The following is a 26,355-nucleotide window of genomic DNA, read 5'->3' as shown; positions in this document are numbered from 1 at the left end:
TCGAAGCCCCCTTCACGAGGTCGAAGAGGGCACCTGACCAAGCTTGCCCGCGCCGCGACCCGCGAGAGGGCGCCATGCCCGATTCTTGTGCATCCTTTTCCACACTGTGCCTGACGGGCCCGTCCGGATCCAGGCGCGGACGTTGGGAGAGTCACGTCGTGACCAGGAACATCCGGATCGTCCGGTTACGTTCTTGATCGGGGGATAAGAGCCGAGCGGAGCCCGCCGTGCGAGCGCCGGCGGACGGGCTGGAGGACGCGGGACAGGGGTGAGTCGGAGAATGCCGCGCAAGCTGCCGGACCTCAGCGCGACGCAGCTGATCGCGAGTGCGGTGGCGACCGCGGTCGCCGCGCTGGGGGCGTCCTTCCTGGGCGTGTACGGGACGATCATCGGCGCGGCCCTGATGAGCGTGATCTCGACGGCGGGGTCGGCGGTCGCCAAGCACTACCTCGACCAGGGCCGCGACCAGATCAAGGAGCTGACCCACCTGCAGTCGGCGGTGCGCCGGCGGGCGGCGGCCGAGGGCGCGGCGGACGAGGCGACCAGCGCCGACCCGACCCGGACCGCGCTGTGGACCGGGGATCCGAACGCGACGCGGGTCGACCCGTTCGGCGATCCGAACGCGACCCGGCTCGATCCGAACGCCACCCGGCTCGATCCGGGCGGCGACCCCGGCGCCACGCGCCTGGACCCGGTGGACGCGGTCGCCGGGTCGCTCGCCGAGGAGGCGGGCGAGGACGCGGTGCGCGAGGTCGTGCGGCGGACGGCGTGGCAGAGCACCGTCGCGTGGGCCAAGGCGCACTGGGTCAAGCTGGCGGTGTCGTCGGCGGCGGTGTTCGCGATCGTCATCGGCGGGATCACGGCCTACGAGGCGGCGACCGGCGAGCCCGTCGGCGGGGGCGGCGACCGGGGGCTGACGGTGACCAACGTGCTGGGCGGCGGCGGGCAGCCGGACGGCACCCCCACGCAGGAGCCGACCGGCGGCCCGACCGGGCCCGGCGCCACCCCCGGCCAGGAGCCGACGGGTGACGCGCCGTCGGCGGAGCCCACCACGCCGGCGCCGCAGCCGACGGACGGGCCGGCCGAGCAGCCCACGGGGCAGCCGACGGCCCCGAGCACGCCTGCGCCGAGCACGCCGGCGCCGACCGGCGGCCCGGAGGGCGGCGGCCAGGACGGCGGCAGCGGCGGCAGCGGCGGCTCCGGCGGCGGGCAGGGCGTGCGGCCCCCGCAGACCCCGGCCGGCTAGTCGCCGAAGACCTGACGCGTGTAGGGGTTGGCGAACCGGCGGTCGGGGTCCAGCTCGTCGCGCAGGGCGCGGAAGTCGCCGAACCGCGGGTAGACCTTCTCCAGGTAGGACGCGTCGCGCGTGTGGAGCTTGCCCCAGTGCGGGCGGCCGCCGAGCGCGGTCAGCAGCTCCTCGACGCCGCGGAAGTAGTCCTCGTGCGGGTCGCGGTGGTAGACGTGCACGGCGATGAACGCGCTCTTGCGCCCGTGAGCCATCGACAGCCAGGCGTCCTCCTGCGGGAGCAGCCGGACCTCGATGGGGAAGCTGATCCGCCAGCCCCGCTTGTCGAACAGGGAGCGCAGCTCGCGCAGCGCCGGGACGAGCTCCTCGCGCGGGATCGCGTACTCCTGCTCCTTGAAGCGCACCGTCCTCGGGCTCGTGAAGACCTTGTAGGAGGTGTCGGTGTAGGTCCGGGCCCCGAGCGCCCTGGCGGAGATCTTGTTCACGAAGGGCGTCGCGGCGGGCGCCCTGTGCGTGATCCTGTTGACGACGCCGAAGACCGTGTTCGACAGGAACTGGTCGTCGAGCCAGTACCGGAACTTCGACACCGGCTCGGCGGGGCCTTCGACGCGGTTGTTGCGCTTGGTCAGGCAGCCCTCGGTGTGCGGGAACCAGTAGAACTCGAAGTGCTCGTTGGCGGCGTCGAACTCGTCCACGCGCGCGAGCACCTCGTCCCACTTCATCGGCTGCTCCTGTGCGCGCAGGAGGAAGGACGGGACGGTCCGCCAGGTGATGGCGGTGACGACGCCGAGCGCGCCGAGCCCCGCGCGCGCGGCGTCGAACAGGTCGGGACGCTCCTCGCGCGAGCACGTCACCGCGGTGCCGTCGGCGAGGACGAGTTCGAGCGCGGCGACCTGGGAGGCGAGCCCGGCCGCGTCGCGCCCCGTTCCGTGGGTCGCGGTCTGCAGGGCGCCGGCGACGGTCTGCTCCTGGATGTCGCCCATGTTCGCCAGGGCGAGGCCGTGCTCGTCCAGGACGCGGTTCAGCGCGTGCAGCGGCAGCCCCGCCTCGACGGTGACGAGCCCGGTGGCGGTGTCGACCGAGCGGACCGCGGTGAGCGCGGTGGGGCGCAGCAGGACGCCCTCGGCGACGGCGGCGCCGGTGAAGGAGTGCCCGGTGCCGGTCATGCGGACGGTGCGGCCCTCGTCGGCGGCCGACCGGACCGCCGCGGCCACCTCGTCGGCGGTGCGCGGCGTGACGACGCGCTGCGGTGCGGCGTGCTGGTTCCCCGCCCAGTTCTGCCACGTTCGGGGGTTCTCGACGGACATGCGGCGACTCTACTCGGCAAACGTTTATGAGGAAAGTTCATGTTTGGGGCCGGGGCGGACCGGCCATCCGGCGATAACGTACGATCCCGTAACCACGGCTGGGTAACCGTCCGTAGCGAGACTCGTTGGGAAATGTTGTGGCTTCTCCACCAGCATCACGCACCGGCCCCGCCGCGGGGGCGCCCGGCGACGGTGCGGCGCCCGGCGCCCGGCGGCCGAGGCCCAGGCCGGAGAAGAAGCGGCGCGGCCCGCAGCGGGGCGCGGACGCCCGCACGCGGCGGGGCGGCCGCGCGCTGCCGTTCCTCATCGGCGGCATCGCCGTGCTCTCCATCGCCAGTACCTCCGGCGGCGTCTACGCCGCGCTGACCGCGGAGAAGACGGAGCCCGCCGCGTCCGAGACCCCGCGGGACCAGCCGCCGCCGAGCGCCGGCGACCCGGTCAACGTGGCCACCGGCGGCCAGGTCGCGCCGCTGCGCCGGGTGGTGCCGCCGGACGTGCTGGCGGTCGGCGGCGGCTCGATCTCCGCCGCCAAGATCAAGCGGATCGCCAAGCTGCGCCGGGTCAAGGACGTGACCGCGGTCGCGGGCGGCGCCGTCCAGCTCCAGGGCCGCCAGGTGAACGCGTTCGCCGTGGACCCGTCCGCCTTCCGGTCGTGGACGCCGCCCGGCACGGCCAAGAAGACCGAGCTGTGGGAGGCCCTCGCCGCGGACCAGTTCGTGGTGTCCCCGGCCGCGGCCGAGCAGCTGCAGCTCACCAGGGGCTACCAGTACCCGGTGGTCGCGCGGACGATGCCGCACCTCACGATGGGCGGGTCCGGCCCGCTCGGCCTGCCCGGCATCGACATGCTGGTCAGCAAGAAGTCCGGCGAGGAGATGGGGCTCGTCCCCAACGTGGCGGTCCTGGTCAACGCCCCGGGCGTCAGCCCCGCCAAGGTCGTCAAGGCCGTCGCCAAGGTGCTCGGCGCCGGCACGGACGTGCTCAACCTGCACGAGAGCAAGTACCAGTCGTCCGGCGGCGGCGCGGTCAGCTACCTGGACCTCTACAAGCAGGCCGCCACCACCTGCCCCGGCCTGTCCTGGACGGTCCTCGCCGCGATCGGCCAGGTGGAGAGCGACCACGGCCGCAACACAGGCCCGTCCAGCGCGGGCGCGCTCGGCCCCATGCAGTTCATGCCCGCGACGTGGAAGGCGTACGGGGTGGACGGCGACCGGGACGGCAAGGCCGACATCATGAACCCCTTCGACGCCATCCCCGGCGCGGCCAAGTACCTGTGCGCGAACGGCGCGGGACGCGGCGGCAAGCAGCTCTACCGCGCGGTGTGGCACTACAACCACGCCGACTGGTACGTCCAGAAGGTCCTCAACCTCGCCAGGGCCTACGCCGCCCGGTACGACTGACCCCGGGCCGGGCATCCGGCGGGGGCTGGTTGGATGGAGGCATGAGGTCGTACGACGCGTTGCTTCTGCTGTCCTTCGGCGGACCGGAGGGGCCCGAGGACGTGATCCCGTTCCTGGAGAACGTGACCCGCGGCCGCAACATCCCGAAGGAGCGCCTGGAGGAGGTGGGGGAGCACTACCACCTGTTCGGCGGGGTCAGCCCCATCAACCAGCTCTGCCGGGACCTCAAGGCCGCGATCGAGCGCGACTTCGCGGCCCACGGCGTGGACCTGCCCGTCTACTGGGGCAACCGGAACTGGACCCCCTACCTGGCCGACACCGTCCGCCAGATGACGGCCGACGGGATCCGGCGCGCGGCGGCCTTCGTGACGTCCGCCTACAGCGGCTACTCCACCAACGACCAGTACCTCAAGGACATCGCCCGCGCGCGCGAGGAGGTCCCCGGCGCGCCCGAGATCGACAAGCTCCCCGTCTACTGGGACAGGCCCGGCTTCATCGACCCTTTCGTGGACGCGGCCCAGGACGCACTGAGCAGCCTCCCGGAAGGAGCGCGACTGGTCTTCACCGCGCACAGCGTGCCCCTGGCCCAGCCCAACCGGGAGCTTTACGCTTCCGAACTGGAGCAGGCCGCGCGGACGGTCGCCGGCAGGGCGGCCCCGGGCGCACCGTGGGACCTCGTCTACCAGAGCCGGAGCGGCCCGCCGAGCCAGCCGTGGCTGGAGCCGCAGATCACCGACCATCTGGAGAAGCTGCACCGCGAGGGCGTCCGCGCCGTCGCGGTCGTCCCGATCGGCTTCGTCTCCGACCACATGGAGGTCAAGTACGACCTCGACGTGGAGGCCGCCGAACGGGCCGCCGAGCTCGGGCTCGCCTACGCCCGCGCCGCGACGCCCGGCGCGGACCCGCGCTTCGCCGCCCTGCCCCGCCACCTTCTTGGAGAAGCATGAGCCTGGCCGAAGACCTGCTCGAACTCGCCGCCGCGACCGCCCGCGAGGCCGGCCGGATGCTGGTCGACAAGCGCCCCGCGGACGGCCCCGACGTCGTGCAGACCAAGTCGTCCCCGACCGACGTCGTCACCCAGATGGACCGCGCCGCCGAGCAGCTGATCATCGAGCGGATCCGGGCCGCGCGGCCCGACGACGCGTTCCTCGGCGAGGAGGGCGGCACCCGCGCCGGGGGCAGCGGCGTCCGGTGGGTCGTCGACCCGATCGACGGCACCGTCAACTACCTCTACGACCTGCCCGACTGGGCCGTCAGCATCGCCGCCGAGGTGGACGGCGAGACCGTCGCCGGCGCGGTGGAGATGCCGCGGCGCGGCGAGTCCTACACGGCCGTGCGCGGCGGCGGCGCGCTCCTGCACACCGCGTCCGGCGCCCGCGAGCTCCGGGTGAACGCCCGGGTGCCGCTCGCGAAGGCGCTGGTCGCCACGGGGTTCGGCTACGACGCGGCGCGGCGCGCCCGGCAGGCGGAGGTCCTCACCGGGGTGCTGCCGAACGTCCGCGACATCCGGCGCGGCGGGTCGTGCTGCGTCGACCTGTGCTCCCTCGCGGCGGGACGGGTCGACGCGTACTACGAGCGCGGCGTGCAGGCGTGGGACATCGCGGCCGGCGCGCTGATCGTCCAGGAGGCGGGCGGACGGGTCGAGGGCCTCGACGGCGCGCCCGCGGGCCCTGAGCTGACCGTGGCGGCCGGGCCGGGGACGTTCGAGGCGCTGCACGCCCTCCTCGCCCCGCTCGATCCCGCGAGCGGCTGAGCGCAGCCCGGGCGGCCGGCGGGCCATGGGGACGCATGGACGGCGATGAGCCCGGGACCGGCGGGTTGGTCCCGGGCTCATCGACTACGGTCGCGCCCTCGGAATGACGGCGGTCAATCGCAGCGGGGTGGTTCGACGCCGACGTCGTTGTTCGCTGCGATCCGGCGCAGTTCGCTGATCTCCTCCTGGCGGATGTCGGCCAGGTAGGTGTCGCCCTCTGCGTGGGCGATGCGCAGCGACGCGTACGCGTCATCGAGTCGCTGCTGGATCATGCGTGAAAACTCGCCCATGGGCCTCCTCCCGGATCGTCCCCATGCCCTACCCAGACCTAAGCTGAAGGCAAACCTGTTCGCGGATGCAATTTTCGCGGATTCTTGCGTCCGCGCGGTCACCGTGCGGCGTACGCCGAGCTGAACGCCCGTTTACGGGCGTCTTACGGCGCCCGTGGCATATCTGAGGAAGCCGAGGGCCGCCGCGCCCGACCAGGAGGGGGACCCTGTGCGTGTTCTAGTCGTCGAAGACGAGCGGGTGCTCGCCGACGCGATCGCCACCGGCCTGCGCAGGGAGACGCTGGCGGTGGACGTGGCCTACGACGGCGCGGGCGCGCTTGAGCGGGCGGGCGTCAACGAGTACGACGTGATCGTGCTCGACCGCGACCTGCCGAAGGTCCACGGCGACGACGTGTGCAAGCAGCTCGTCGCGCAGCGCTACCCGGCGCGGATCATCATGCTCACCGCGGCGGGCGAGCTGGACGACCGGGTCGAGGGCCTGTCCATCGGCGCCGACGACTACCTGGCCAAGCCGTTCGCGTTCGCCGAGCTGATCGCCCGGGTGCGCGCCCTCGGCCGCCGCGCCGCGGCGCCGCTGCCGCCCGTCCTGGAGCGCGCCGGGATCACCCTCGACCCCGCCCGCCGCGAGGTCGCGCGGGACGGCCGCCCGATCGACCTGACCCGCAAGGAGTTCGCGGTCCTGGAGGTGCTGCTCAGCGCGGACGGCGCCGTCGTCAGCTCCGAGCAGCTGCTGGAGAAGGCGTGGGACGAGCACATCGACCCGTTCACCAACGTCGTCCGGGTGACGATGATGACGCTGCGCAAGAAGCTCGGCGACCCCCCGGTGATCGAGACCGTGCCCGGCGTGGGGTACCGGCTGTGACCGCACCCCAGCACGGGCCGGACGACCCCGCAGTGCGGGCGCACGGGTCCGCCGGCGCGCGCCCCGACGGCGCGCAGGACGGCGGCGTACACGACAACGGCGCGCAGGCGACCCAGCCCACCGCCGTCCCCGGCGGCGGGGAGGGCGGCCGGCGCGGCGGCCGGTGGCGGCGGCCGGGCCCGCAGCAGGTCCCGCAGCCCTACCCGGCCCCCAAGGGGATGTGGCGCGGCGACGGCGGCCCGCTGACCGCGCTGCCCGGCCGGATGAGCGTCCGGCTGCGGCTGACCCTGCTGTACGGGCTGCTGTTCTTCATGGCCGGGGCGCTGCTGCTGTTCGTGATGTCGTTCCTGATGGCCAACATCCTCGGCAACGTCAAGGTGATCGGCCTCGGCATCACCCCGGAGGAGTCCGCCGAGCTGCAGCGCCAGTTCGTCGAGCAGACGATGAAGCAGCTGGTCGGGCGGTCGCTGCTCGCGCTCGGCGGGGTCGGCGTCATCACGCTGGTGCTCGGCTACTTCGTCGCCGACCGGGCGCTCAGCCCGCTGCAGCGGGTCACCACGACCGCGCGCCGGCTGTCGGAGAGCACGCTGCACGAGCGCATAGCGCTGGAGGGCCCGGACGACGAGATCAAGGAGCTGGCCGACACCTTCGACGCGATGCTGGAGCGGCTCGGGCAGGCGTTCGACTCGCAGCGCCGGTTCGTCGCGAACGCCTCGCACGAGCTGCGCACCCCGCTCGCGATCAACCGGACGCTGCTGGAGGTGGCGCTCGGCGACCCCGACGCGTCCGACGACCTGCGCACCGTCGGCAAGACGCTGCTGGCCACCAACGCCCGGCACGAGCGGCTCATCGAGGGGCTGCTGCTGCTCGCCCGCAGCGAGCGGGAGCTGACCGCCCGCACCCCGGTCGACATGGCGGAGGTGGCGGCGACGGTGCTGGAGCAGTCGTCCCGCCGCGAGCACGACTGCGACGTGGCCGTCCACCCGGAGCTGACGCAGGGCGTGGCGCTCGGCGACCCCGTGCTGCTGGAGCACCTCGTGTCGAACCTGGTCGAGAACGCGATCAAGCACAACCTGGAGAGCGGCGGGGAGCTGTGGATCCGCACCGGCATGCTCGACGGCTACGCCACCGTCCAGGTCGAGAACACCGGGCCGGTGGTCCCCGCCTACGAGGTGGAGCGGCTGTTCGAGCCGTTCCGGCGGCTGAACGCCGACCGCGTCGAGTCGTCCAAGGGCGCGGGGCTCGGCCTGTCGATCGTCCGCTCGGTGGTGCTCGCGCACCGCGGCGCCGTCTACGCTGCGCCCCGCCCCGGGGGCGGGCTGATCGTCACCGTCCGGCTGCCGCCCGGCTGACCCGCCCGGCGGCCGAGGGAGCGCCCCGGCGACGCGGAACGCCCCGGCGACGCGGAACGCCCCGGCCGCCTCTCGCGAGGCGGCCGGGGCGTTCGGCTCGGACGGATCCGCGGGTCAGGACTTCGACACGTTCCCGTACGCGGCGGGGGTCGGGTCGCTCCGGATCTGCCGCCACTCCCAGCGCATCGACTCGCCGGACGACGACGGGATGAAGGTGACGTACCCGGCGGCGCACTCCTTCGGGTCCATCCCCGCCATCGGGGTCTCCCGGTACTCGACCTTGTCGTCCTCGGACGACAGCAGCGACAGGCGCGTGTAGCACTTGTCCTGCGCGCCGGACGGGTAGGTGTAGGTCGCGACGCCGGTCGAGTAGATCAGGGAGAACTTGGCCTCGAACTTCTCGTGCCCGGCGCCCGCGCCCGGCTGGTTCCCGTCGCCGGTGAAGTTGCCGACCAGCCCGCCCGTCACGCGCGGCGTCGGGGTGTAGTCGTCGGGCGGCGTGTACGTGCTCGTCGGGTAGGTCGGGAACGGGTCCGCGTCGTCGTCGCTGTTGGCCCCGATGATCGCCAGCACCACGACCACCAGGATCACGATCAGCGCGAGCCCGCCGCAGCCGATCGCGATGATCGGCCCGGCCGAGCTGGACCGCTTCGGCGGCGGGCCGTAGCCCGGCCCCGGCGGCATCGGCTGCTGCATCGGCATGCCCGGCTGCGGCGGGGGCGGCGGCGCGGCCGGCCCCTGGTACATCGGCATCGGCGGCGGCGTGATGGGCTGCGGCGGGGGCGTGGTCGGGCCCGGCATCGCGCCCTGGTGCAGCGGCATCGGCGGCGGGGTGATCTGCGGCTGCGGCCGCTGCTGCGGCGCGGGCGGCACCGGGGGCGGCGGGGGCAGCTGCGAGGCGATCCGGGTGCCCTGGTTGAGCAGCTCCTCCTGCCCCGCGGACTGCCCGGCGGGCGCGGCGCCGACGGCGCCGAGCAGGTTCAGCAGCAGCTGCGGGGCGGGCGGGCGCAGGCCCGCGTCCTTGGACAGGCAGCGCCCGATCAGGTCGCGCAGCGGGCCCGCGGGCAGCGCCGACAGGTCCGGCTCCTCGTTCAGGATCCGGTTGATGATCACCGGCAGCGTGTCCGCCTCGAACGGCGACTGACCGGTGGCGGCGAACACCATGGTCGCGCCCCAGGCGAAGATGTCGACGGCCGGGGTGAGCGGCGCGCCGGTCAGCTGCTCGGGCGCGAGGTAGCCGGGCGTGCCGACCACCATGCCGGTCGCGGTGACCGCGCTCTCCTGCGAGTTGACCGTCCGGGCGATGCCGAAGTCGACGACGCGCGGGCCGTCGGCGGCCAGCATCACGTTGTTCGGCTTGAAGTCGCGGTGCACGATCCCGGCCTCGTGGATGGCCGCGAGCGCGGTGGCCGTGCCGATCGCGAGCCGCTCCAGCTCCTCGGGACTGCGCGGCCCGTCGTGCGCGACCACGTCGTGCAGGGACGGCCCGTCGATGAACTCGCTGACGACGTAGGGCTGGTCCCCGTGGACGTCGGCCTCCAGGACCCGCGCCGTGCAGAAGGGCTCGACCTTCTGCGCCGCACTCACCTCGCGGGTGAAACGGGCACGCGCGGCCGGGTCGTTGGCCATCTGCGCGTGCAGCAGCTTGATCGCGACGTACTCGCCTCCCGGCGCCTTGCCCAGGAAGACGGCGCCCTGACCCCCGGCGCCCAGCCGTCCGATGACCTCGTACTGTCCGAGTGCCCTAGGATCGCCCGGCTCCAGCGGAGCGGCATCCGGCATCTGACCCTCCATTGACCCGCAGTGATGTCCGCGACATTGTGCGCCGGACCCGCCGCGGGCCTCTGCCGGCGTCCTGACGACCGCCGGGTGAACCTCCGCAGGGGCCCGCCCCCAACCTCAGGCGGGCACGATATCGCGTTAGTTCAGACGTTTCACCGATCAGTCTGGTTCGGTATCGCGGCGGCCGGGTCGGGCCGTCCCGCCGCGCCCGCCGCCGCGGGACCGCCGCGGGACCGCCGCGGGACCGGACGGGTCCCGGCGCGCGGGGCCGGTCGGCGCGCGCAACGCCGCCGGGACCGATATGATCCCCGCCGCCGCGGGAACTCCGGCAGGTGCCCCGGCCCGGTGACCGGGCCGCCGGTACGCGCCGGGTATGTGACGGAAGACACAGTACGAGGAAAGATCCGGGTGACCGGTGTCACTCGTGGGAACGGTCGCGCCTCGTGTGTCGCAGGTCACCAACCGTGACAGAATTTCCCGCCCGGATCGGGCACAAGAACGGACCCTTGAGCGTTAGATCCGCGCGACGGGGCGCATAAAGCACTGAGGGGGATGGAGATAGAAGATGGCGACCGACTACGACAGCCCACGCAAGACGGACGACGACCTCAGCGAGGACAGCCTCCAGGAGCTCCAGGCCCGGCGGGCCGACAAGGCCGCCAGCATCATCGACGAGGACCTGGACGCCGGCGAGGTCGCCGAGCTGCCCGGCGCCGACCTGTCCAACGAGGAGCTCACCTTCCGGGTGGTTCCGCGGCAGGCCGACGAGTTCACCTGCACCCGCTGCTTCCTGGTGCACCACCGCAGCCAGCTGGCCGGCGAGAAGAACGGCCAGCCGATCTGCCGCGAGTGCGCCGCCTGACCGGGAGTGGCCGCAGGAGTGTCGGGAGAGATCGAGAAACGGCATGACGAGGTGGAGCCGGCGCGCCGCGACGGCTCCACGGAGCTCGGTGAGCTGATCGGACGGCTCACCGCCGACGAGGACATGGACCGCGAGACCCGCGGCCGCCTGCTCGGGCGACTGGCCAGGCTGCTCGGCCAGAGCGCCCGCAAGGTGGGGGCCGCGGGCGTCGCGCGCGGCAAGTGGCTCGGCGACCTGCTCGTCGAGGCCGCGCCGCACATCCCGATCCGCGACCTGGAGACGCTGCAGGCCCACCACCGCGGGTTGATGGGCGAGGAGCTCGCGGACCGGATCGTGAAGGTGGCGGGCAACGGCACGACCGCCGTCGGCGCGGCCGGCGGCGCGCTCGCCGCCGTGGAGTTCGCCGCCCCGCCGCTGCTGCTGTCGGCCCCCGCCCAGCTGGCCGCCGAGGCGCTCGTCGTCGCGGCGATCGAGGTCAAGATGATCGCGGAGCTGCACGAGGTGTACGGCGTCCGCGTGCAAGGCAGCGGTACCGCCCGCGGCGCCGCGTTCGTCACCTCCTGGGCCCGGCAGCGCGGCATCAACCCGCTGGAGGCCGGGTCGCTCACCAGCGCCCTCGGCACCGCCGCCAAGGCCGCCCTCCGCAAACGCATGCTGCGCACCTTCGGCCGGAGCATGAGCACCATGGGCCCGTTCCTGACCGGCGCCGCCGCGGGCGCCGCCCTCAACCGCTCCGCGACCAAGGCCCTGGCCCTGAAGGTCCGCAACGACCTGCGCGAGGCCGCCGGGATCACGCCCCCGCTCCCCGGCGCCCACCCGAACGCGCTCCCCGGATCCGACCGGAAACGCCCCCGCTGAGCGACCGGCGCCGAGCACCCGGCGCCGCCCCGCGCCGGGCAACCCGCGCCGAGCGACCGGCGCCGAGCGACCGGCCTGAGCGCCCGGCGACCGTTCCAGGGGGTCGCCCCCCCGGAACGACACGGGTCAGGCGTCGACCTTCAGATGGGACGGGAGCTCGCCGGTGCCCTTGGCGTACTGGTGCGCCACGGCGCGGGTGGCGAGCAGCCGGGCCAGCTCCATGCCGACGCCCATGACGACGGCCCACCCGACCGCCTCGGCCAGGTCGACCTCCGGCGACTCGGGGTTGGTCGGGGGCTCCTTGCCGGTGCTCTTCTTCCAGATCATCGTGATGGCCTTCTTCGCGACGAACCCGCCCGCGAACGCCGCGGCGCCGGCCATCACCCGCCACCCGATGTCGCCCTTATCCGCCATTTTCGTCCTCCGCTCGTCTGTCGTCTCCGACGCTACCGGAACGGCCCGCCCCCGGCGGTGACGGCGGGCGCCGGGTCGGCGCCGGTAAATGGCATGCGGCCGGTGCCGATGTCAATACCATTGCTTCATGACAGAGCAGCCGCGTACTCCGCACGTCCCTCCGAAGCCCTCCCTGGACGGCCTGGAGGAGAAGTGGGTACGCGTCTGGGAGGACGAGGGCGTCTACCGCTTCGACCGCACCCGCCCGCGCGCGGAGGTCTACTCGATCGACACCCCGCCGCCCACGGTGAGCGGCTCCCTCCACGTCGGACACGTCTTCTCCTATACCCACACCGACACCGTCGCGCGGTTCCACCGCATGCGCGGTCGCGCGGTCTTCTACCCGATGGGGTGGGACGATAACGGCCTGCCGACCGAGCGCCGCGTGCAGAACCATTTCGGCGTCCGGTGCGATCCGTCCCTTCCGTACGATCCCGACTTCGAACCGCCGGCGAAGCCCGACCCGAAACGGCAGCTGCCGATTTCGCGGCGCAACTTCATCGAGCTGTGCGAACGCCTCACCGAGGTGGACGAGAAGGCGTTCGAGGAGATGTGGCGCCAGGTCGGCCTCTCGGTCGACTGGAACCACCTCTACACGACCATCGGCGACGTCTCCCGGAAGGCGTCGCAGCGCGCCTTCCTGCGCAACCTGGCGCGCGGCGAGGCGTACGTCTCGGAGGCGCCGACGCTGTGGGACGTCACGTTCCGCACCGCCGTCGCGCAGGCCGAGCTGGAGGACCGCGAGCACCCCGGCGCGTTCTACCGCATCCGGTTCCACGGCGACGAGCGCCCGGTGTACATCGAGACGACGCGGCCGGAGCTGCTGCCCGCCTGCGTCGCGCTGGTCGCGCACCCCGACGACGAGCGGTACCGGGAGCTGTTCGGGACGACCGTCCGCACGCCGCTGTTCGGCGTGGAGGTCCCGGTCCTCGCGCACCGGCTGGCCGAGCCCGGCAAGGGCTCCGGCATCGCGATGATCTGCACGTTCGGCGACGTCACGGACGTCACGTGGTGGCGCGAGCTGAACCTGCCCACCCGCGCGATCATCGACTGGGACGGCCGCATCGCCGCCGAGCCGCCCGCGGGCGTCGCCGCGGAGCCCTACGCGGAGCTGGCCGGCAAGACGGTGGTCTCCGCCAGGGAGCGCGTCGCCGAGATGCTGCGCGAGTCCGGCGACCTGGACGGCGAGCCGCGCAGGATCACCCGGCCGGTGAAGTTCTACGAGAAGGGCGGCAAGCCCCTGGAGATCGTCACGACCCGGCAGTGGTACATCCGCAACGGCGGCCGCGACGAGGGCGTCCGCGCCGAGCTGCTCGCGCGCGGGCGCGAGCTGGAGTGGCACCCCGCCTACATGCGCGCCCGCTATGAGAACTGGGTCGAGGGCCTCAACGGCGACTGGCTGATCTCCCGCCAGCGGTTCTTCGGCGTGCCGATCCCCGTCTGGTATCCGCTGGACGGCTCCGGGGAGCCGCGCTACGACGCGCCGATCGTCCCGCCGGAGGACGCGCTGCCGGTCGACCCGTCGTCCGACGCCCCGCCGGGGTTCACCGAGGAGCAGCGCGGCGAGCCGGGCGGCTTCATCGGCGACCCCGACGTGATGGACACCTGGGCGACGTCGTCGCTGACCCCGCAGATCGCGGGCGGCTGGGAGCGCGACGCCGACCTGTTCGGCCGCGTGTTCCCCTACGATCTGCGGCCGCAGGCGCACGACATCATCCGGACGTGGCTGTTCTCCACGGTCGTCCGCAGCCACCTGGAGCACGGCTCGCTGCCGTGGAAGGCGACCGCGCTGTCCGGGTGGATCCTCGACCCCGACCGCAAGAAGATGTCGAAGTCCAAGGGCAACGTCGTCACGCCGATCGACCTGCTGCGCCAGTACGGCTCCGACGCCGTCCGGTACTGGGCGGCCAGCGGGCGGCCCGGCACCGACACCGCCTTCGACACCGGGCAGATCAAGGTCGGCCGCCGCCTCGCCATCAAGATCCTCAACGCCTCCAAGTTCGTGCTGGGGCTGGGCGAGGCCGAGGCCGGCGCGTCCGTCACCGAGCCGCTCGACAGGGCCGTGCTGGCGGCGCTGTCCGGCGTCGTCCGCGACGCGACCGAGGCGTTCGAGGGCTACGACTACGCGCGGGCGCTGGAGCGCACCGAGCGGTTCTTCTGGGAGTTCTGCGACGACTACCTCGAACTGGTGAAGTCCCGCGCCTACGGGGACGGCCCGGAGGCGCAGTCGGCGCGCGCCGCGCTGCGCACGGCGCTGTCGGTGCTGCTGCGCCTGTTCGCGCCCGTCCTGCCGTTCGTGACCGAGGAGGTCTGGTCGTGGTGGCGGCACGGGTCGGTGCACGCGGCGCCCTGGCCGTCGGCCGCCGAACTGCCCGCGGGCGGCGACCCGGCCGTCCTCGCGGCGACGGGCGAGGCGCTCCGCCAGGTCCGCAAGGCGAAGTCGGAGGCGAAGGCGTCGATGCGCGCCGACGTGTCCCGCGCCGTCGTCCGCGGCGCGGAGGTGACGCACATCGCCCGGCCGGATCTGGCCGCCGCCGGCCGCATCGCCGACCTCACGCTGGAGGCCGCGCCCGCCGATCTGACCGTCGACGTCGTGCTCGCGCCGACCAGCTGACGCCCGCCCGGCCCGGAACGCGCGGTGCTCGGCGCTCGGGTTCAGAACGTGCAGGGCAGGTGCTTGATGCCGTTGATGAAGCTGGAGAACAGCCGGTCGGGCTCCCCGGTGGCGCGGATGTCCGGGACGCGGGTGAACAGCTCCCGGAACATCACCGTGATCTCGCGGCGGGCCAGGTTCGCGCCGAGGCAGAAGTGCGGGCCGGGCCCGCCGAACCCGACGTGCGGGTTGGGGGAGCGGGTGATGTCGAAGACGTCGGGGTTCTCGAAGACGGTCTCGTCCCGGTTGGCGGAGTTGTAGAACAGCAGCACCTTGTCGCCCGCGCGGTACTGGTGGCCGTTCATCACGTGGTCCCGCGTGAGCGTGCGGCGGAACTGGATGACCGGCGTCGCCATCCGGACGATCTCCTCCACGGCGCCGGGCATGTGCGCGTCGAAGTCCTCCAGCAGCAGGGCGCGCTGCTCGGGGTTGTCGGTGAACAGCTTGAGGCCGTGCGACATCGCGTTCCGCGTCGTCTCGTTGCCGGCCACCACGAGCAGGATGAAGAAGGACCCGATCTCCTGGTCGGTGAGCCGCTCCCCGTCCACCTCGGCGGAGATCAGCGCGGACACCAGGTCGTCGCCCGGGTGCCGGCGGCGCCGCCGGGCGAGCCTCATCGCCAGGTGGTTCAGCTCGTACCCGGCGACCATCACCCTGAGCAGCCCGTACAGCGCGCCGAGGCGGGTGATGCCGTCGCGGGTGTAGTCCTTGCCGCCGCTGTACTCGGGGTCGCCGAGCCCCAGGATGATGTTCGTCCGCTCGTACACCATCGGGCGGACGGGGTCGGGGATGCCCATCATGTCGCAGATGACCTGGAGGGGGAGCCGCGCGGCGACGTCGGTGACGAAGTCAGCCGACCCCTTCTCGATCAGGTCGTCCACGATGCGGGTCGCGGCGGCCTGGAGGTCGGTCTCCATCTTCTCCAGGACGCGCGGGGTGAACGCCCGCGACACGATCTTGCGGATCTTGGCGTGCCGGGGGTCGTCCATGTTGATCATCGAGCCGAAGTAGCGGGCCAGGTAGCCCGGCAGGTCGGCGATGCTGTTGGAGCACGGCTCGCTGCTGAAGATCTGCGGCGTCCGGCTCGCCTCGACGACGTCGGCGTGCCTGGTCAGCGCGTAGAAGCCGGGACCCTGCTTGACGAACGGCAGCTTCAGCTCCGGGAAGAACGCGGGATGCTCGCGCCGCCGCAGCTCGGCGAACTCGGCCATCCGCCGGTCCGGCGGCAGGGCCCAGAAGGCCAGATCCGACACGCTCGGCTTGCCGGTGTCCGGCACCGTCGTCGTCACTGCGCACCGCCCTCACGTCCAGAATCTCGTTCGGTTTCCATCGAACCGAGACACCGGCGACGCCGTCAAGGGGCATCAGCCGGCGGCGACGATCCGCCGCTGCAGCACGGCCCGCTCCACCGCCGCCCACGCGCCGGACGTGAGCAGGTACAGCCCGGCGGCGAGCGGCACGAACGCCGCCGCGACGACCGTCCCGAACGGCATCACCCTCGCCACGGCGCCCATCGGCCCCTCGGCGGTGACCCGCCGCGACGACCACACCGCGACCGCGCCCAGCAGGACGAACAGCCCGAGGAACACCAGCGACGGCGGCGCGAGCAGCCCCCCGCCGAGGACCCCGACCCAGTTCTGCCCCAGCGGCGCGGCGAGCAGCGTGTGCGCGAGCAGCAGGTTCTGGTGCCCGGCCACGGTCGCCGACATGAACAGCCGGTAGGTGACCATGAAGAACGGCACCTGCGCGAGCACGGGCAGGCACCCGGCGACCGGCGTCGCGCCTTCCGCCTCGTAGAGCGAGGCCATCTCCCGCTTGAGCCGCTCGGGGTTCTTCGCGTGCCTCTTCTGCAGCGCCTGGACCTTGGGCATCAGCCGCGCCCGCGTCCGCTCGCCCTTGGCCGCCGCGACGGACAGCGGAACCAGGGCCAGCCGCACGGCGGCGGTGAACAGCACGATCGCCAGCGCGGTGGCGAGGTCGCCGGCGAGCGGCTGCAGGACGTCCGCCAGGCCCGTGACGAGGGCGGCGGCGATCGAAACAGGTACATCGAACATGAAAGAGCCTTCCGGAACGAGAGGAGATCGGGATGCGTCCCGGCCGCGCTCAGGCGGCCGCGATCTCCGTTCCGGGTGCTCTCGGGCGGGGGCGTCCCGCCGCGTCGGGGTCGCGCTGCGGCAGGAAAGCCGTGCGCAGCGTCCTGTCCCGCAGGGTCGTCCGGACCTGAGCCATGGCCGCCGCCCGGCCCCGCCGCGCCGCGGCGAACCGTACGGCCGCCAGCACCAGCAGCCCGGCCACCGTGACCGTCGCCAGCACCATGAGCGCCGGCTGCCCCGGCACCGATCCCGCCCACTCGCCGATGGCGAATCCCCTCAGGACGAGGAACACCACCAGCGACCACACGGCGAACGGGCCTTTCCAGAAGACGAACGAAGTCTCAGTCTGCCATCCGCCGCATACCGCGTCGACTGGACCATGATCGCGAACTCCGCCCTCGGCTCCGGCCGGAGTCAGAGGAGCAGGGGGGCGAGGGCGCAGAGGGAGACGACGGCGGTGGCGGTCTTCGCCGGGGGCATCCGGGCCGCTATTACGCATAATCCGATTCTTCGCGGCCAAACCTTCCGGAAGTGGTCAGCTCCGGGAACGGGTAGGGTCAACTGCCGGACTCGCGCGGCGGCGTTTCGGCGGCGGCCGGTTGCGGCGCCGCGGATAGGGTCGGGTCGTTCTCCGGCAGGTACGCGTTGAGGTGGAGCCCGTGAGCAAGGTCGATGTGCTGATCCGGCGGCTTGATCCCGAGCTGCCGCTGCCCGCGTACGCGCACCCCGGCGACGCCGGCGCCGACCTGGTCGCGGCGGTGGACGTCGAGCTGCCGCCCGGGGAGCGCGCCGTCGTCCCGACCGGGGTGGCGATCGCCCTGCCCGACGGCTACGCCGCTTTCATTCACCCCCGGTCCGGATTGGGCGCTAGGTTGGGAGTGACCATAGTCAACGCACCCGGTACGGTCGACGCCGGCTATCGGGGTGAGATCAAGGTGACCCTGCTGAACACCGACCCCCGCGCCGCGGTCACGCTGCGGCGCGGAGACCGCATTGCGCAGATGGTCGTGCAGCGGGTGGAGCGCGCGGTGTTCCACGAGGTCGCCGACCTTCCCGGAGCGGCGCGCGGGACCGACGGATTCGGCTCCACGGGCGGTTTCGGCGCCACGCGCGTGTCCGGGAACAATGAGCACAGTCGAGAAGGAGCGTGAGTCGTGGCTTTTGGACGTCGCCGGCAGGCCGAGGAGCCCGAGAAGGGTCCCGAGGTGACCGAGGAGCCGGCGGAGACCGCCGAGGAGGCTCCCGCCAAGGCGGAGTCGGCCAAGGGCGGTCCGTGGGACTCCGAGGACTCCTTCCCCGAACTGCAGCGGCTCGACTTCGGGTCACTCAAGGTGCCGGTCGCGCCGGGGCTGGGTTTCCAGGTGAACTTCGAGGCCACCCAGGTGGACGAGGAGGGGAATCCGATCGACGGGCGGCCCGTCGCCGTACTGGTGCAGTACGAGGAGAGCGCCATGCAGCTCCAGGTGTTCGCCGCGCCGAAGCGCAGCGGCATCTGGGACGACGTGCGCCGTGAGACCGCCAAGGACATCCAGGAGGAGGCGCAGGGCCAGACCCAGGAGGGCGAGGGCCCGTTCGGCCCCGAACTGCTGGCGATGGTCCCCGCGGCGCTGACCGAGGAGGTCCTCGCCGAGATGCCGCAGGAGGTCCGGGAGCAGATCCCGGCCGAGTTCATCGAGCAGGGCTGGGCGCCGCAGATCATCCGGTTCCTCGGCGTGGACGGCCCCCGCTGGTTCCTGCAGGCCGTGGTGCAGGGCGCCGCGATCGAGGACGAGGAGCAGTGGCAGGTCCTGGAGGACGTGCTGCGCGGCGTGGTCGTGCACCGCGGCGACGCGCCGATGCCGCCGCGCGACCTGCTGGAGCTGCAGATCCCCAAGGAGTTCAGCGAGGCCGGCCAGGACGACGAGGAGGAGGCCGTGGAGACCTTCGACCCGTTCGAGCGCGGCCCCGAGATCACCGAGGTCCGCTGACCCCCCGGACCACCGGGCCCGCCCCCGCCGCACCCCTTTTCGGACGTGCGGCGGGGCGGGTTTTCCGTGTCCCGAGCCCGGCCGATTGCTTGCCCTGACCGCCCCCGCGGGTGGTCAATCGGGACATGTCGAAGAAGACGCGCAAACGCCGTGCCCGCAAGCGCAGCAAGCACAACAAGGGCAAGCGGCCCAACGCCCGCCGCTAACCGCCGGTCATCCCCAACGTCGTCGCGTGCCGGACGCCCGCCGCGCCCGGCCGGTTGCGCCATGCCCGTGGCGGCGGGGCATCATGGTCATGAGACGAAGAGGGGTGAGGGCCGTGAACGTCGCCACGGGGCTGGTCCTGGTCGCGGCCGGCGTGCTGGTCGCGATCGTCGGGCGGTTCACCGCCACCGGCCGCATCCCGCGCAACGGCCTGGTGGGGATCCGCACCGCGCGCAGCAAGGCCGACGACGAGTCGTGGCTGATCGTGCACCGGGCCGCCCAGCCGTGGCTGATCGGCGGGGGCGCCGCGCTGGCGGTGGCCGGCGCGGTGGCCGCGGCCGCCCGAGCGGCGCGGCCGGCGGCCGTCATCGCCGGCTGCGCCCTGCTGGTGGTGCTGGTCGTCGCGGGGACCGTGGCCGGGCACGCGGCGCTGCGGCATCACGGCCTGCCCCGGTAGCCCCCGCGGGCGCGGCGGCTACAGGTAGCGGAGCCAGAGGTAGGGCACGCAGAGCGCGACCGTGATCAGGGTGACGACGATCCCGTAGCGGGTGAAGCGCCAGAAGCTGATCGGGGTCCCGTTGCGGGCGGCGATGCCGAGGACGACCACGTTGGCGCTGGCGCCGATGGCGGTGGCGTTGCCGCCGAGGTCGGCGCCGAGGGCGAGCGCCCACCACAGGACGTGCCCCTGCTCTCCGGGGTGCTGCTGGACGAGGTCGGCGACGATCGGGCTCATCGTCGCCACGTAGGGGATGTTGTCCACGATCGCCGACAGCACGGCGGACGCCCACAGCAGCAGCATCGCGGCCGCGCCGAGGCGGCCCTCGGTGGCGTCGGCGGCGGCCTTGGAGACGTCGCCGATGACGCCGGTCTCGACGAGCCCGCCCACCATGACGAACAGCCCGGCGAAGAACACCAGCGTGGGCCATTCGACCTCGCTGAGCGCCTCCTCCGTGGTGACCTTGGTGGCGGCGACGAGCAGCCCGGCGCCGAGCAGCGCGACCACGGACGGCTCGTAGTGCAGCACGGGGTGGAGCACGAACGCGGCGATCACGAGGGCGAGGACGCCGAGGCCCTGCGCGAGCAGCCGCGGGTCGGTGATGACCTCCCGCTCCTTCAGCGCCATGACCTCGGCCGCCAGGTCGGGGTCGTAGCGGAACGCCGAGCGGAACAACCATCGGCAGAGCAGGCAGAACACCGCGAGCAGCACCAGGACCAGCGGCGCCAGGTGCACGAGGAAGTCGTTGAACGACAGCCCGCCCCGGCTGGCGATGATGATGTTGGGCGGGTCGCCGACGAGGGTGGCGGTGCCGCCGATGTTGGACGCCATGACCTCGGCGATCAGGTACGGCTCGGGAGCCAGCGCGAGCCTCTTGCAGACGAGGAACGTGACGGGCGCGATCAGCAGGACGGTGGTCACGTTGTCCAGCAGCGCGGACGCGAAGGCCGTCAGCACGACCAGCATGACCATGAGCCGGTAGGGGCGTCCCCGCGCGCGCTTGGCGGCCCAGATCGCCACGTACTCGAACACGCCGGTGCGCCGCAGCACCGAGACGATCACCATCATCCCCAGCAGGAGGAAGATGACGTTCCAGTCGATCCCGGAGTCGGAGGAGAAGAACGCGCCCTCGGCATCGGTGATGTGCAGCAGCAGCATTAGGCCCGCGCCGCCGAGCGCCACCGCCGTCCGGTGCACCTTCTCCGTCGCGATCAGCACGTACGCGCAGATGAAGATGACGATGGCGGCGGTCGCCTGCACGGAGCCTCCCGGTCGGCATGCGGATGACGGGACCTGCCGACCAGACTTCCCGGCGCACCGGGGGCGACTCTAGCCGCCCGGCGGGGTCCATGCGAAGGCGGTGGCCCGGCGATGGTGGGGTTTTGCCTACCCCGATCGGCGTGGTGGACCCATCCTCGGGCGCTCTCGCCGTCCGTAATTTCGTTTCCCGAGGCGCCCCGCGAGGGGGCGCCCGGCGGAGGTGAGGACGATGTTCGGACGAAACCGGGCCGCCGCGGCGGCCCAGGCGCCCGGTGAGGCGCTCCGGCTGGAGGACGTGCGCAAGGTCTACGGCGCCGAGGGCAACCGGGTGGTCGCGCTGGACGGCGTGTCGCTGTCGCTGCCGGCCGGGTCGTTCACGGCGGTGATGGGCCCGTCCGGGTCGGGCAAGAGCACGCTGCTGCAGTGCGCGGCGGGCCTGGACCGGCCGACCGCGGGCCGGGTCTTCGTGGACGGCGCCGAGCTGTCGGGCGGCGGCGAGGCCGCGCTGACCAGGTTCCGGCGGCAGCGGATCGGCTTCGTCTTCCAGCAGTTCAACCTGCTCCCGACGCTGGACGTGCTGCAGAACGCGGTGCTGCCGCTGAAGCTCGCGGGACGCCGGGTGGACCGGTCGCGGGCGCGCGCCGTCCTGGAGCGGGTGGGCCTCGGCGACCGGCTGCACCACCTGCCGGCGGAGCTGTCCGGCGGACAGCAGCAGCGGGTGGCGATCGCGCGGGCGCTGATCACCCGGCCGCGGGTGGTGTTCGCGGACGAGCCGACCGGCGCGCTCGACACCCGCAGCGCCCGGGACGTGCTGGAACTGCTCCGCGAGTCGGTGCGGGAGTACGGGCAGACGGTGGTGATGGTCACCCACGACCCGGTCGCCGCGTCGTTCGCCGGGTCCGTCCTGTACCTGGCGGACGGGCGGATCGTCGGCCACCAGGCCGCGCCGACGGCCGAGGCCGTCGCGGAGCGGATGACCCGCCTGGCCGACGAGGTCGAGCGCCAGCGCGCGACGGCGGGGGTGTGATCATGCTGGGACTGGCCCTGCGCTCGCTGCGCAAGCGCGCGAGCGCGTTCGCCGCGAGCTTCCTCGCGATGCTCCTCGGCGCGACGATGGTCATGGGGTTCGCCTCGATGCTCGACACGGCGGAGGGGAGCGGCGCGACCGGGGCGGCCCGCGAGACGCTGACGACGATGGCGACCGTGGTCGGCGGCTGGGGGCTGCTGCTGGTGGTCTTCGCGGTCGCCTCGACGCTGACCCTGTCGGTCCGGCAGCGGGCGGCGGAGATGGCGCTGCTGAAGAGCGCCGGCGCGACCCCCGGCCAGCTCGCCCGGATGATCGTCGGCGAGGCGGCGGGCCTGGCCCTCGTGGCGGCGCTCGCCGCGATCGCCCCCGCGATCGCGGCCGGCCGGGCGCTGCTCGGGCTGCTGCACGACACCGGCCAGGTCCCGGCGGAGGTCGGCTACCACTTCGGCCCCGCCGCCCTGTCGATCGGGATCGGCGTCACGCTGGTCTCCGCGGTCGCCGCCGCGCTGATCGCCGCGCGGCGCGCCGTCCGCGGCCGCGCGGCGGAGTCGATGGCGGCGGCCGCCGCCGACGACGCGCGGCTGAGCAAGAAGCGGATCGTGTTCGCGGCGCTGTTCCTGCTGGCCGCCGCGAGCGAGGCGATCGTCACGGTCACGGTCATGGACGGCAGCAGCGACGCGATGGCGACGTCCGGGCAGGCCGACATCTTCGCCGGGATCGGGCTGGCGCTGCTCGCCCCGGCGATCGTGCGCCGGGCGGCCGCCCTGGCGGCCGGGCCGCTGCGCGCGCTCGGCGGGGCGGCCGGCGACCTCGCGGCGGCCACCATGCGACGCCGGACGGGCGCGCTCGCCTCCGCGGTCACGCCGGTCGTCCTGTTCGTCGGGACGGCGGTCGGCACGCTGTACCTGCAGGCCACCGAGAACGCGGCGATGGACGCGGCCGGCCTCGCCAAGACGCCCGAGGACAAGAGCATCGAGACGCTCAACTTCGTCGTCATCGGCATGGTGGTGCTGTTCACCGCGATCATGCTGGTCAACACGCTGATCGCGGCGACCGCGCACCGGGGCCGCGAGTTCGGCCAGACCCGGCTCGCCGGCGCCACCCCGCGCCAGGTGCTCACCGCGGTCGCGCTGGAGTCGGCGGTGCTGACCGTCACCGGCGTCGTCCTCGGCACCGTCGCCTCGGTCTTCACGATCGTCCCGTTCGGGCTCGCCCGGCGCGACTCCGCCGTCCCGGACGGCGACGTCCGGACCTACGCCGCGGTCGTCGCCCTCGCCGCCGTGCTCACCGGCCTGACGGCCTTCGGCGCGACCCGGCGGACGATCCGCGTCCCCGCCGTGGAGGCCGCCCTCCGCTGACGGGCTCCCGCCGCCCCGCCCGCGCGCGTCCCCGGAATCGGCCGTCCGGCCGAGGACGGGGACGCGCGCCCGCGGGCATACCGGCGCCACCGGGGGTGGTGCCGATGGACGAGCCCGGCGGGCGCCGGATCCTCATGCCGGGCGTCATCGACGAGGCGGAGCGCGCCGAGCCGCCCGGCGAACCGGAACCCGGCCTCGTCCCGGTCGAGGACCCCGGCGACGTCGCCGACCCCGGCCCCGCCGACCGGCAGGCCCCCGAAGGCGACGAGATCGGCGGTGCCGCGCAGGCCGCCCCGCCCGGCTGCACCTGGCGGCCCTGCCCGCGCCGGCGTTCGCGGCGGCGGTCGCCGGAGCGTCCGGCAGGCTGCCGGGGGACCGGCTCCCCGCGCTGCTCGCGGTGGCGGCCGGCGGCCTCGGCGGCGCCGCGCTGTACCTCCTCGCGGCCCGCCTGATGGGCGTCCCGGAGGTCGGGTGCTTCACCGCGATGGCGAGGGCGCGCCTGCGCCGCTCCCGACCCGGCCGATGGGGTCGATTCGGGTGGGGATGTCATACGCTTCGAGGTATGGACGAGGTTTCGGCCGATACGCCTCCCCGGAACGATCACGGGGGACGCGGGAGCGGCAGGGGCGGTCTGCGGCGCCTCCTGCGGCGCATCACGGCCGGCAACGCCGAGCTCGAGGCCGAGGAACTGCAGAAGAGCACCGGCCACGAGGGCGCGACGCCGATCTCCGACTGCGCCGCGCGCCGGCGCCACTGCGTGGCGGGTACGCTGCGTACCGTGACCCTGCGCCCCCGGGGCGGCGCGCCCGCGCTGGAGGCCGAGCTCTACGACGGCACCGACGTGATCAGCCTGGTCTGGCTCGGCCGCCGCCGGATCGCCGGCATCGACCCGGGCCGCCGGCTGCGCGCCGAGGGGCTGGTCAGCGTGCAGGACGGGCGCAAGGTCATGTTCAATCCCCGGTACGAGCTGCGCGGCGGCTCGTGACCACAGCGGCGACAGTGAGCGAGATGAGCGCGTGAGCGAGACGACAGCGGGCACCACCGGGCGGGAGGCCGCCGCGCACGACACCGTCGAGGCGGCCGTCCGCGCCCAGCTCAACAAGGCGCTCGGCGGCGTCCGCGGCATGCTGGAGGCCGCCGTCCCCACGATCGCGTTCACCGGTGCCTACGTCGCCCTCGACGACATCAAGATCGCCGTCTCGGCCGGCATCGGCGCGGCGGTGCTGCTGCTCCTCGTCCGGATCGCGCAGCGCTCCAACCCGCAGTTCGTGCTGAACAGCCTCGTCGGGATCGCGATCGCCGCGTTCTTCGCGCTGCGCTCGGGCAAGGCCGAGGACGCCTTCCTGCCCGGCATCATGCTCAACGCCGGCTACGCCGCCGCGATGGTCTTCTCGATCGCGGTGCGCTGGCCGGTCGTCGGCTTCATCATCGGCTCGGTCACCGGCGACCCGACCGCGTGGCGCGCCGACCGCGGCATCGTGAAGCTGTGCTCGCGGCTCACCTGGCTGCTGGTGCTGCCCTGCGCGGCGCGCGTCGCCGTCCAGTACCCGATCTACCTCGCCGACGGCGACCAGAGCGGCCTGCTCGGCACCGCCAAGATCGTGATGGGCTGGCCGCTGCAGGTCGCCGCGCTGGCCGCGATGGTGTGGCTGCTCGCCCGCGGCCGCACCCCCATCGAACGCGAGGAGCCCGCCGGCTGACCGGCGGGCCCCTCCCCGGTCACCGCCCGCCGAGGAGCGCCGCGAGCTCGTCCTCCACGTCCTGGCTGGCCACGAACATCAGCTCGTCGCCCGCTTCGAGGGTGTCGTCCGACGACGGGACGAGCACCCGCCCCTCCCGCAGGATCGCCACGAGCGCGGTGTCGCGCGGCCAGTCCACCGCCCCGACCCGCTGCCCGCCGAGCGGCGCGTCCTCGGGCAGCGTCAGCTCGACCAGGTTCGCCTCGCCCTGCCGGAACGTCATCAGCCGGACGAGGTCGCCGACGCTGACGGCCTCCTCCACCAGCGCCGACAGCAGCCGCGGCGTGGACACGGCCACGTCCACGCCCCACGACTCGTTGAACAGCCACTCGTTGTTCGGATGGTTGATCCGCGCCACCACCCGCGGCACCCCGTACTCCGTCTTCGCCAGCAGCGACACGACCAGGTTGACCTTGTCGTCGCCGGACGCGGCGACCACGACCTGGCAGCGCTCCAGCGCCGCGTCGTCCAGCGCGGAGATCTCGCACGCGTCCGCGAGCAGCCACTCCGCGCGCGGCACCATCTCGACCTTGATGGCCTTCGGGCTCTTGTCGATGAGGAGCACCTCGTGCCCGTTCTCCAGCAGCTCCTGCGCGATGGAGCGGCCCACGGCGCCGGCCCCGGCGATCGCCACCCGCATCAGGCGTCCTCCCCGTTCCGCGCCGCGACGGCGGCGTTGATGCGCTCCAGCTCGTCGGCGCTCGCCATGACGTGCACGATGTCGCCGTCCTGGATCACCGTGTCGCGCTCGGGGACGAGCGCCTCGCCCATCCGCGACAGGAACGCGACTCGGGTGCTCGCGTGCTCCTCCAGCGCGCCGACCTTCTCGCCGACCCACAGGTGCCCGGCGTCCAGCTCGGCGAGGACGACCGCGCCGGTCGGGTCGCGCCACAGCGGCTCGGCGCCCTCCGGCAGCAGCCGGCGCAGGATCTGGTCGGCCGTCCACCGGACGGTCGCGACCGTGGGGATGCCGAGCCGCTGGTAGACCTCCGCGCGGCGCGGGTCGTAGATCCGGGCGACCACGTTGTCGACGCCGAACGTCTCGCGCGCCACCCGCGCGGAGATGATGTTGGAGTTGTCGCCGCTGCTGACGGCCACGAACGCCGACGCGCCCTCGATGCCCGCCTCCGCTATCACATCGCGGTCGAACCCGAACCCGGTGATGCGGCGGCCGCGGAACCCGCTGCGCAGCCGGCGGAACGCCTCCGGGCTCTGGTCGATGATGGCCACCGAATGGCCCTTGTCCTCCAGGATGTGGGCGAGCGTCGAGCCGACCCGCCCGCATCCCATGATCACGATATGCACGGCCGTTCCTTCTTCCGTCCAGGAGGACGCTCCCCCTGTACCCCCGCGCCGGTGCACGGCATTCGTCGCTGCGCCGCCGACGCCGTGCCGC

General features: G+C 73.3%; 28 protein-coding genes. 18 read left to right on the top strand and 10 right to left on the bottom strand.

The window, feature by feature from the left end:
• The first annotated feature begins 280 nt into the window (after positions 1-280).
• Entirely contained in the window at positions 281-1,246 is a 966-nt protein-coding gene (locus ABTW95_RS09855) for a hypothetical protein (protein WP_500225971.1), read from the top strand.
• Here the strand turns inward: ABTW95_RS09855 and ABTW95_RS09850 are convergent.
• Positions 1,243-2,553, bottom strand: coding sequence for a D-arabinono-1,4-lactone oxidase (locus ABTW95_RS09850; RefSeq protein ID WP_500225970.1), 1,311 nt, complete (start codon positions 2,551-2,553; stop codon positions 1,243-1,245). The two genes, ABTW95_RS09855 and ABTW95_RS09850, sit on opposite strands and share 4 nt — an antisense overlap.
• 137 nt (positions 2,554-2,690) lie before the next feature.
• Between ABTW95_RS09850 and ABTW95_RS09845 the strand changes: the two genes are divergently transcribed.
• From ABTW95_RS09845 to ABTW95_RS09835, 3 genes are read left to right on the top strand one after another with little or no spacing between them, the layout of a single operon-like run.
• A complete protein-coding gene (locus tag ABTW95_RS09845) occupies positions 2,691-3,950 on the top strand; it encodes a lytic transglycosylase domain-containing protein (RefSeq protein ID WP_500225968.1) in 1,260 nt (419 codons plus the stop codon).
• A gap of 41 nt (positions 3,951-3,991) precedes the next feature.
• Positions 3,992-4,897 (top strand): ferrochelatase, encoded by a 906-nt coding sequence (locus ABTW95_RS09840; protein ID WP_500225965.1) that lies wholly within the window; start codon positions 3,992-3,994, stop codon positions 4,895-4,897.
• Positions 4,894-5,703, top strand: a complete 810-nt coding sequence (locus ABTW95_RS09835; protein ID WP_396447117.1) for an inositol monophosphatase family protein — start codon at positions 4,894-4,896, stop codon at positions 5,701-5,703. Before ABTW95_RS09840 ends, ABTW95_RS09835 begins: the two co-directional genes overlap by 4 nt.
• Positions 5,704-5,816: 113 nt before the next feature.
• On the opposite strand, the gene ABTW95_RS09830 is transcribed toward ABTW95_RS09835, so the two are convergent.
• On the bottom strand, positions 5,817-5,993 hold the full coding sequence (locus tag ABTW95_RS09830; protein ID WP_396447118.1) for a hypothetical protein: 177 nt from the start codon (positions 5,991-5,993) through the stop codon (positions 5,817-5,819).
• A gap of 208 nt (positions 5,994-6,201) precedes the next feature.
• Between ABTW95_RS09830 and ABTW95_RS09825 the strand changes: the two genes are divergently transcribed.
• The gene (locus tag ABTW95_RS09825) at positions 6,202-6,855 is read left to right on the top strand and encodes a response regulator transcription factor (protein ID WP_396447119.1); all 654 of its coding nucleotides are present in this window, start codon (positions 6,202-6,204) and stop codon (positions 6,853-6,855) included.
• Positions 6,852-8,207 (top strand): sensor histidine kinase, encoded by a 1,356-nt coding sequence (locus tag ABTW95_RS09820; RefSeq protein ID WP_500225963.1) that lies wholly within the window; start codon positions 6,852-6,854, stop codon positions 8,205-8,207. Before ABTW95_RS09825 ends, ABTW95_RS09820 begins: the two co-directional genes overlap by 4 nt.
• Before the next feature lie 114 nt (positions 8,208-8,321).
• Here ABTW95_RS09820 and ABTW95_RS09815 read toward each other — a convergent pair whose 3' ends face one another.
• Entirely contained in the window at positions 8,322-9,989 is a 1,668-nt protein-coding gene (locus ABTW95_RS09815) for a serine/threonine-protein kinase (RefSeq protein ID WP_500225962.1), read from the bottom strand.
• 565 nt (positions 9,990-10,554) lie between these two features.
• Here ABTW95_RS09815 and ABTW95_RS09810 point away from each other — a divergent pair.
• Together ABTW95_RS09810 and ABTW95_RS09805 are read left to right on the top strand one after the other, a co-directional pair.
• Positions 10,555-10,851 (top strand): DUF4193 domain-containing protein, encoded by a 297-nt coding sequence (locus tag ABTW95_RS09810; RefSeq protein ID WP_067488409.1) that lies wholly within the window; start codon positions 10,555-10,557, stop codon positions 10,849-10,851.
• 18 nt (positions 10,852-10,869) lie between these two features.
• On the top strand, positions 10,870-11,709 hold the full coding sequence (locus ABTW95_RS09805; protein ID WP_396447122.1) for a hypothetical protein: 840 nt from the start codon (positions 10,870-10,872) through the stop codon (positions 11,707-11,709).
• A 126-nt stretch (positions 11,710-11,835) separates the two neighbouring features.
• Here the strand turns inward: ABTW95_RS09805 and ABTW95_RS09800 are convergent, their stop codons facing one another.
• Positions 11,836-12,123, bottom strand: coding sequence for a DUF4235 domain-containing protein (locus tag ABTW95_RS09800; RefSeq protein ID WP_396447123.1), 288 nt, complete (start codon positions 12,121-12,123; stop codon positions 11,836-11,838).
• 127 nt (positions 12,124-12,250) lie between these two features.
• Between ABTW95_RS09800 and valS the strand changes: the two genes are divergently transcribed.
• Positions 12,251-14,776 (top strand): valine--tRNA ligase, encoded by a 2,526-nt coding sequence (gene valS / locus ABTW95_RS09795; RefSeq protein WP_500225960.1) that lies wholly within the window; start codon positions 12,251-12,253, stop codon positions 14,774-14,776.
• A gap of 41 nt (positions 14,777-14,817) precedes the next feature.
• On the opposite strand, the gene ABTW95_RS09790 is transcribed toward valS, so the two are convergent.
• From ABTW95_RS09790 to ABTW95_RS09780, 3 genes are all read right to left on the bottom strand, one after another.
• Positions 14,818-16,104, bottom strand: coding sequence for a cytochrome P450 (locus tag ABTW95_RS09790; RefSeq protein WP_500225959.1), 1,287 nt, complete (start codon positions 16,102-16,104; stop codon positions 14,818-14,820).
• A gap of 75 nt (positions 16,105-16,179) precedes the next feature.
• A complete protein-coding gene (locus ABTW95_RS09785) occupies positions 16,180-16,869 on the bottom strand; it encodes a YidC/Oxa1 family membrane protein insertase (protein ID WP_396447126.1) in 690 nt (229 codons plus the stop codon).
• A 49-nt stretch (positions 16,870-16,918) separates the two neighbouring features.
• A complete protein-coding gene (locus ABTW95_RS09780; protein ID WP_396447127.1) occupies positions 16,919-17,215 on the bottom strand; it encodes a DUF6412 domain-containing protein in 297 nt (98 codons plus the stop codon).
• A 352-nt stretch (positions 17,216-17,567) separates the two neighbouring features.
• Between ABTW95_RS09780 and dut the strand changes: the two genes are divergently transcribed.
• The 4 genes from dut to ABTW95_RS09760 all read left to right on the top strand — a co-directional run bounded on the left by dut (position 17,568) and on the right by ABTW95_RS09760 (position 19,536).
• Entirely contained in the window at positions 17,568-18,059 is a 492-nt protein-coding gene (gene dut / locus ABTW95_RS09775; protein WP_396447128.1) for a dUTP diphosphatase, read from the top strand.
• A 3-nt stretch (positions 18,060-18,062) separates the two neighbouring features.
• Positions 18,063-18,875: a DUF3710 domain-containing protein gene (locus ABTW95_RS09770; RefSeq protein WP_500225956.1), complete on the top strand. Its 813-nt coding sequence runs from the start codon at positions 18,063-18,065 to the stop codon at positions 18,873-18,875.
• Positions 18,876-19,000: 125 nt separating this feature from the next.
• A complete protein-coding gene (locus tag ABTW95_RS09765; RefSeq protein WP_486303772.1) occupies positions 19,001-19,081 on the top strand; it encodes a 50S ribosomal protein bL37 in 81 nt (26 codons plus the stop codon).
• A 113-nt stretch (positions 19,082-19,194) separates the two neighbouring features.
• Entirely contained in the window at positions 19,195-19,536 is a 342-nt protein-coding gene (locus ABTW95_RS09760) for an SdpI family protein (RefSeq protein WP_396453716.1), read from the top strand.
• An 18-nt stretch (positions 19,537-19,554) separates the two neighbouring features.
• Here ABTW95_RS09760 and ABTW95_RS09755 read toward each other — a convergent pair whose 3' ends face one another.
• On the bottom strand, positions 19,555-20,835 hold the full coding sequence (locus ABTW95_RS09755; RefSeq protein ID WP_500225954.1) for an ArsB/NhaD family transporter: 1,281 nt from the start codon (positions 20,833-20,835) through the stop codon (positions 19,555-19,557).
• A gap of 229 nt (positions 20,836-21,064) precedes the next feature.
• Here ABTW95_RS09755 and ABTW95_RS09750 point away from each other — a divergent pair, with 229 nt between their 5' ends.
• The 5 genes from ABTW95_RS09750 (at position 21,065) to ABTW95_RS09730 (ending at position 24,920) form a co-directional block, all read left to right on the top strand.
• Positions 21,065-21,862 carry an ABC transporter ATP-binding protein gene (locus ABTW95_RS09750; protein WP_396447132.1) on the top strand — a complete coding sequence of 266 codons (798 nt, stop codon included), beginning with the start codon at positions 21,065-21,067 and terminating at the stop codon, positions 21,860-21,862.
• A 2-nt stretch (positions 21,863-21,864) separates the two neighbouring features.
• Entirely contained in the window at positions 21,865-23,220 is a 1,356-nt protein-coding gene (locus tag ABTW95_RS09745) for an FtsX-like permease family protein (protein WP_500225953.1), read from the top strand.
• A gap of 104 nt (positions 23,221-23,324) precedes the next feature.
• The gene (locus ABTW95_RS09740; protein WP_396453714.1) at positions 23,325-23,672 is read left to right on the top strand and encodes a hypothetical protein; all 348 of its coding nucleotides are present in this window, start codon (positions 23,325-23,327) and stop codon (positions 23,670-23,672) included.
• A gap of 110 nt (positions 23,673-23,782) precedes the next feature.
• Positions 23,783-24,205: an OB-fold nucleic acid binding domain-containing protein gene (locus tag ABTW95_RS09735; protein WP_396447135.1), complete on the top strand. Its 423-nt coding sequence runs from the start codon at positions 23,783-23,785 to the stop codon at positions 24,203-24,205.
• 31 nt (positions 24,206-24,236) lie between these two features.
• Positions 24,237-24,920: a DUF3159 domain-containing protein gene (locus ABTW95_RS09730; protein ID WP_500225951.1), complete on the top strand. Its 684-nt coding sequence runs from the start codon at positions 24,237-24,239 to the stop codon at positions 24,918-24,920.
• A gap of 19 nt (positions 24,921-24,939) precedes the next feature.
• Here ABTW95_RS09730 and ABTW95_RS09725 read toward each other — a convergent pair whose 3' ends face one another.
• Both ABTW95_RS09725 and ABTW95_RS09720 read right to left on the bottom strand, forming a co-directional pair.
• Entirely contained in the window at positions 24,940-25,599 is a 660-nt protein-coding gene (locus ABTW95_RS09725; RefSeq protein ID WP_396447137.1) for a potassium channel family protein, read from the bottom strand.
• A complete protein-coding gene (locus ABTW95_RS09720) occupies positions 25,599-26,264 on the bottom strand; it encodes a potassium channel family protein (protein ID WP_396447138.1) in 666 nt (221 codons plus the stop codon). Before ABTW95_RS09720 ends, ABTW95_RS09725 begins: the two co-directional genes overlap by 1 nt.
• Between the last annotated feature and the right edge of the window lie 91 nt (positions 26,265-26,355).

Source organism: Spirillospora sp. NPDC127506 (genome assembly GCF_040302145.1).
GTDB lineage: Bacteria > Actinomycetota > Actinomycetes > Streptosporangiales > Streptosporangiaceae > Spirillospora.
The sequence above is the reverse complement of the archived record's forward strand: the minus strand, read 5'-3'. Positions and strand labels throughout refer to the sequence as shown.

Excerpts from the sequence above, each read along its gene's own strand:
- ABTW95_RS09855 (WP_500225971.1), top strand. The coding sequence starts at position 281 with ATGCCGCGCAAGCTGCCGGACCTCAGCGCGACGCAGCTGATCGCGAGT.
- ABTW95_RS09850 (WP_500225970.1), bottom strand. The coding sequence starts at position 2,553 with ATGTCCGTCGAGAACCCCCGAACGTGGCAGAACTGGGCGGGGAACCAG.
- ABTW95_RS09840 (WP_500225965.1), top strand. The coding sequence starts at position 3,992 with ATGAGGTCGTACGACGCGTTGCTTCTGCTGTCCTTCGGCGGACCGGAG.
- ABTW95_RS09835 (WP_396447117.1), top strand. The coding sequence starts at position 4,894 with ATGAGCCTGGCCGAAGACCTGCTCGAACTCGCCGCCGCGACCGCCCGC.
- ABTW95_RS09830 (WP_396447118.1), bottom strand. The coding sequence starts at position 5,993 with ATGGGCGAGTTTTCACGCATGATCCAGCAGCGACTCGATGACGCGTAC.
- ABTW95_RS09815 (WP_500225962.1), bottom strand. The coding sequence starts at position 9,989 with ATGCCGGATGCCGCTCCGCTGGAGCCGGGCGATCCTAGGGCACTCGGA.
- ABTW95_RS09810 (WP_067488409.1), top strand. The coding sequence starts at position 10,555 with ATGGCGACCGACTACGACAGCCCACGCAAGACGGACGACGACCTCAGC.
- ABTW95_RS09800 (WP_396447123.1), bottom strand. The coding sequence starts at position 12,123 with ATGGCGGATAAGGGCGACATCGGGTGGCGGGTGATGGCCGGCGCCGCG.
- valS (WP_500225960.1), top strand. The coding sequence starts at position 12,251 with ATGACAGAGCAGCCGCGTACTCCGCACGTCCCTCCGAAGCCCTCCCTG.
- ABTW95_RS09785 (WP_396447126.1), bottom strand. The coding sequence starts at position 16,869 with ATGTTCGATGTACCTGTTTCGATCGCCGCCGCCCTCGTCACGGGCCTG.
- ABTW95_RS09765 (WP_486303772.1), top strand. The coding sequence starts at position 19,001 with ATGTCGAAGAAGACGCGCAAACGCCGTGCCCGCAAGCGCAGCAAGCAC.
- ABTW95_RS09750 (WP_396447132.1), top strand. The coding sequence starts at position 21,065 with ATGTTCGGACGAAACCGGGCCGCCGCGGCGGCCCAGGCGCCCGGTGAG.
- ABTW95_RS09745 (WP_500225953.1), top strand. The coding sequence starts at position 21,865 with ATGCTGGGACTGGCCCTGCGCTCGCTGCGCAAGCGCGCGAGCGCGTTC.
- ABTW95_RS09740 (WP_396453714.1), top strand. The coding sequence starts at position 23,325 with ATGGACGAGCCCGGCGGGCGCCGGATCCTCATGCCGGGCGTCATCGAC.
- ABTW95_RS09735 (WP_396447135.1), top strand. The coding sequence starts at position 23,783 with ATGGACGAGGTTTCGGCCGATACGCCTCCCCGGAACGATCACGGGGGA.
- ABTW95_RS09725 (WP_396447137.1), bottom strand. The coding sequence starts at position 25,599 with ATGCGGGTGGCGATCGCCGGGGCCGGCGCCGTGGGCCGCTCCATCGCG.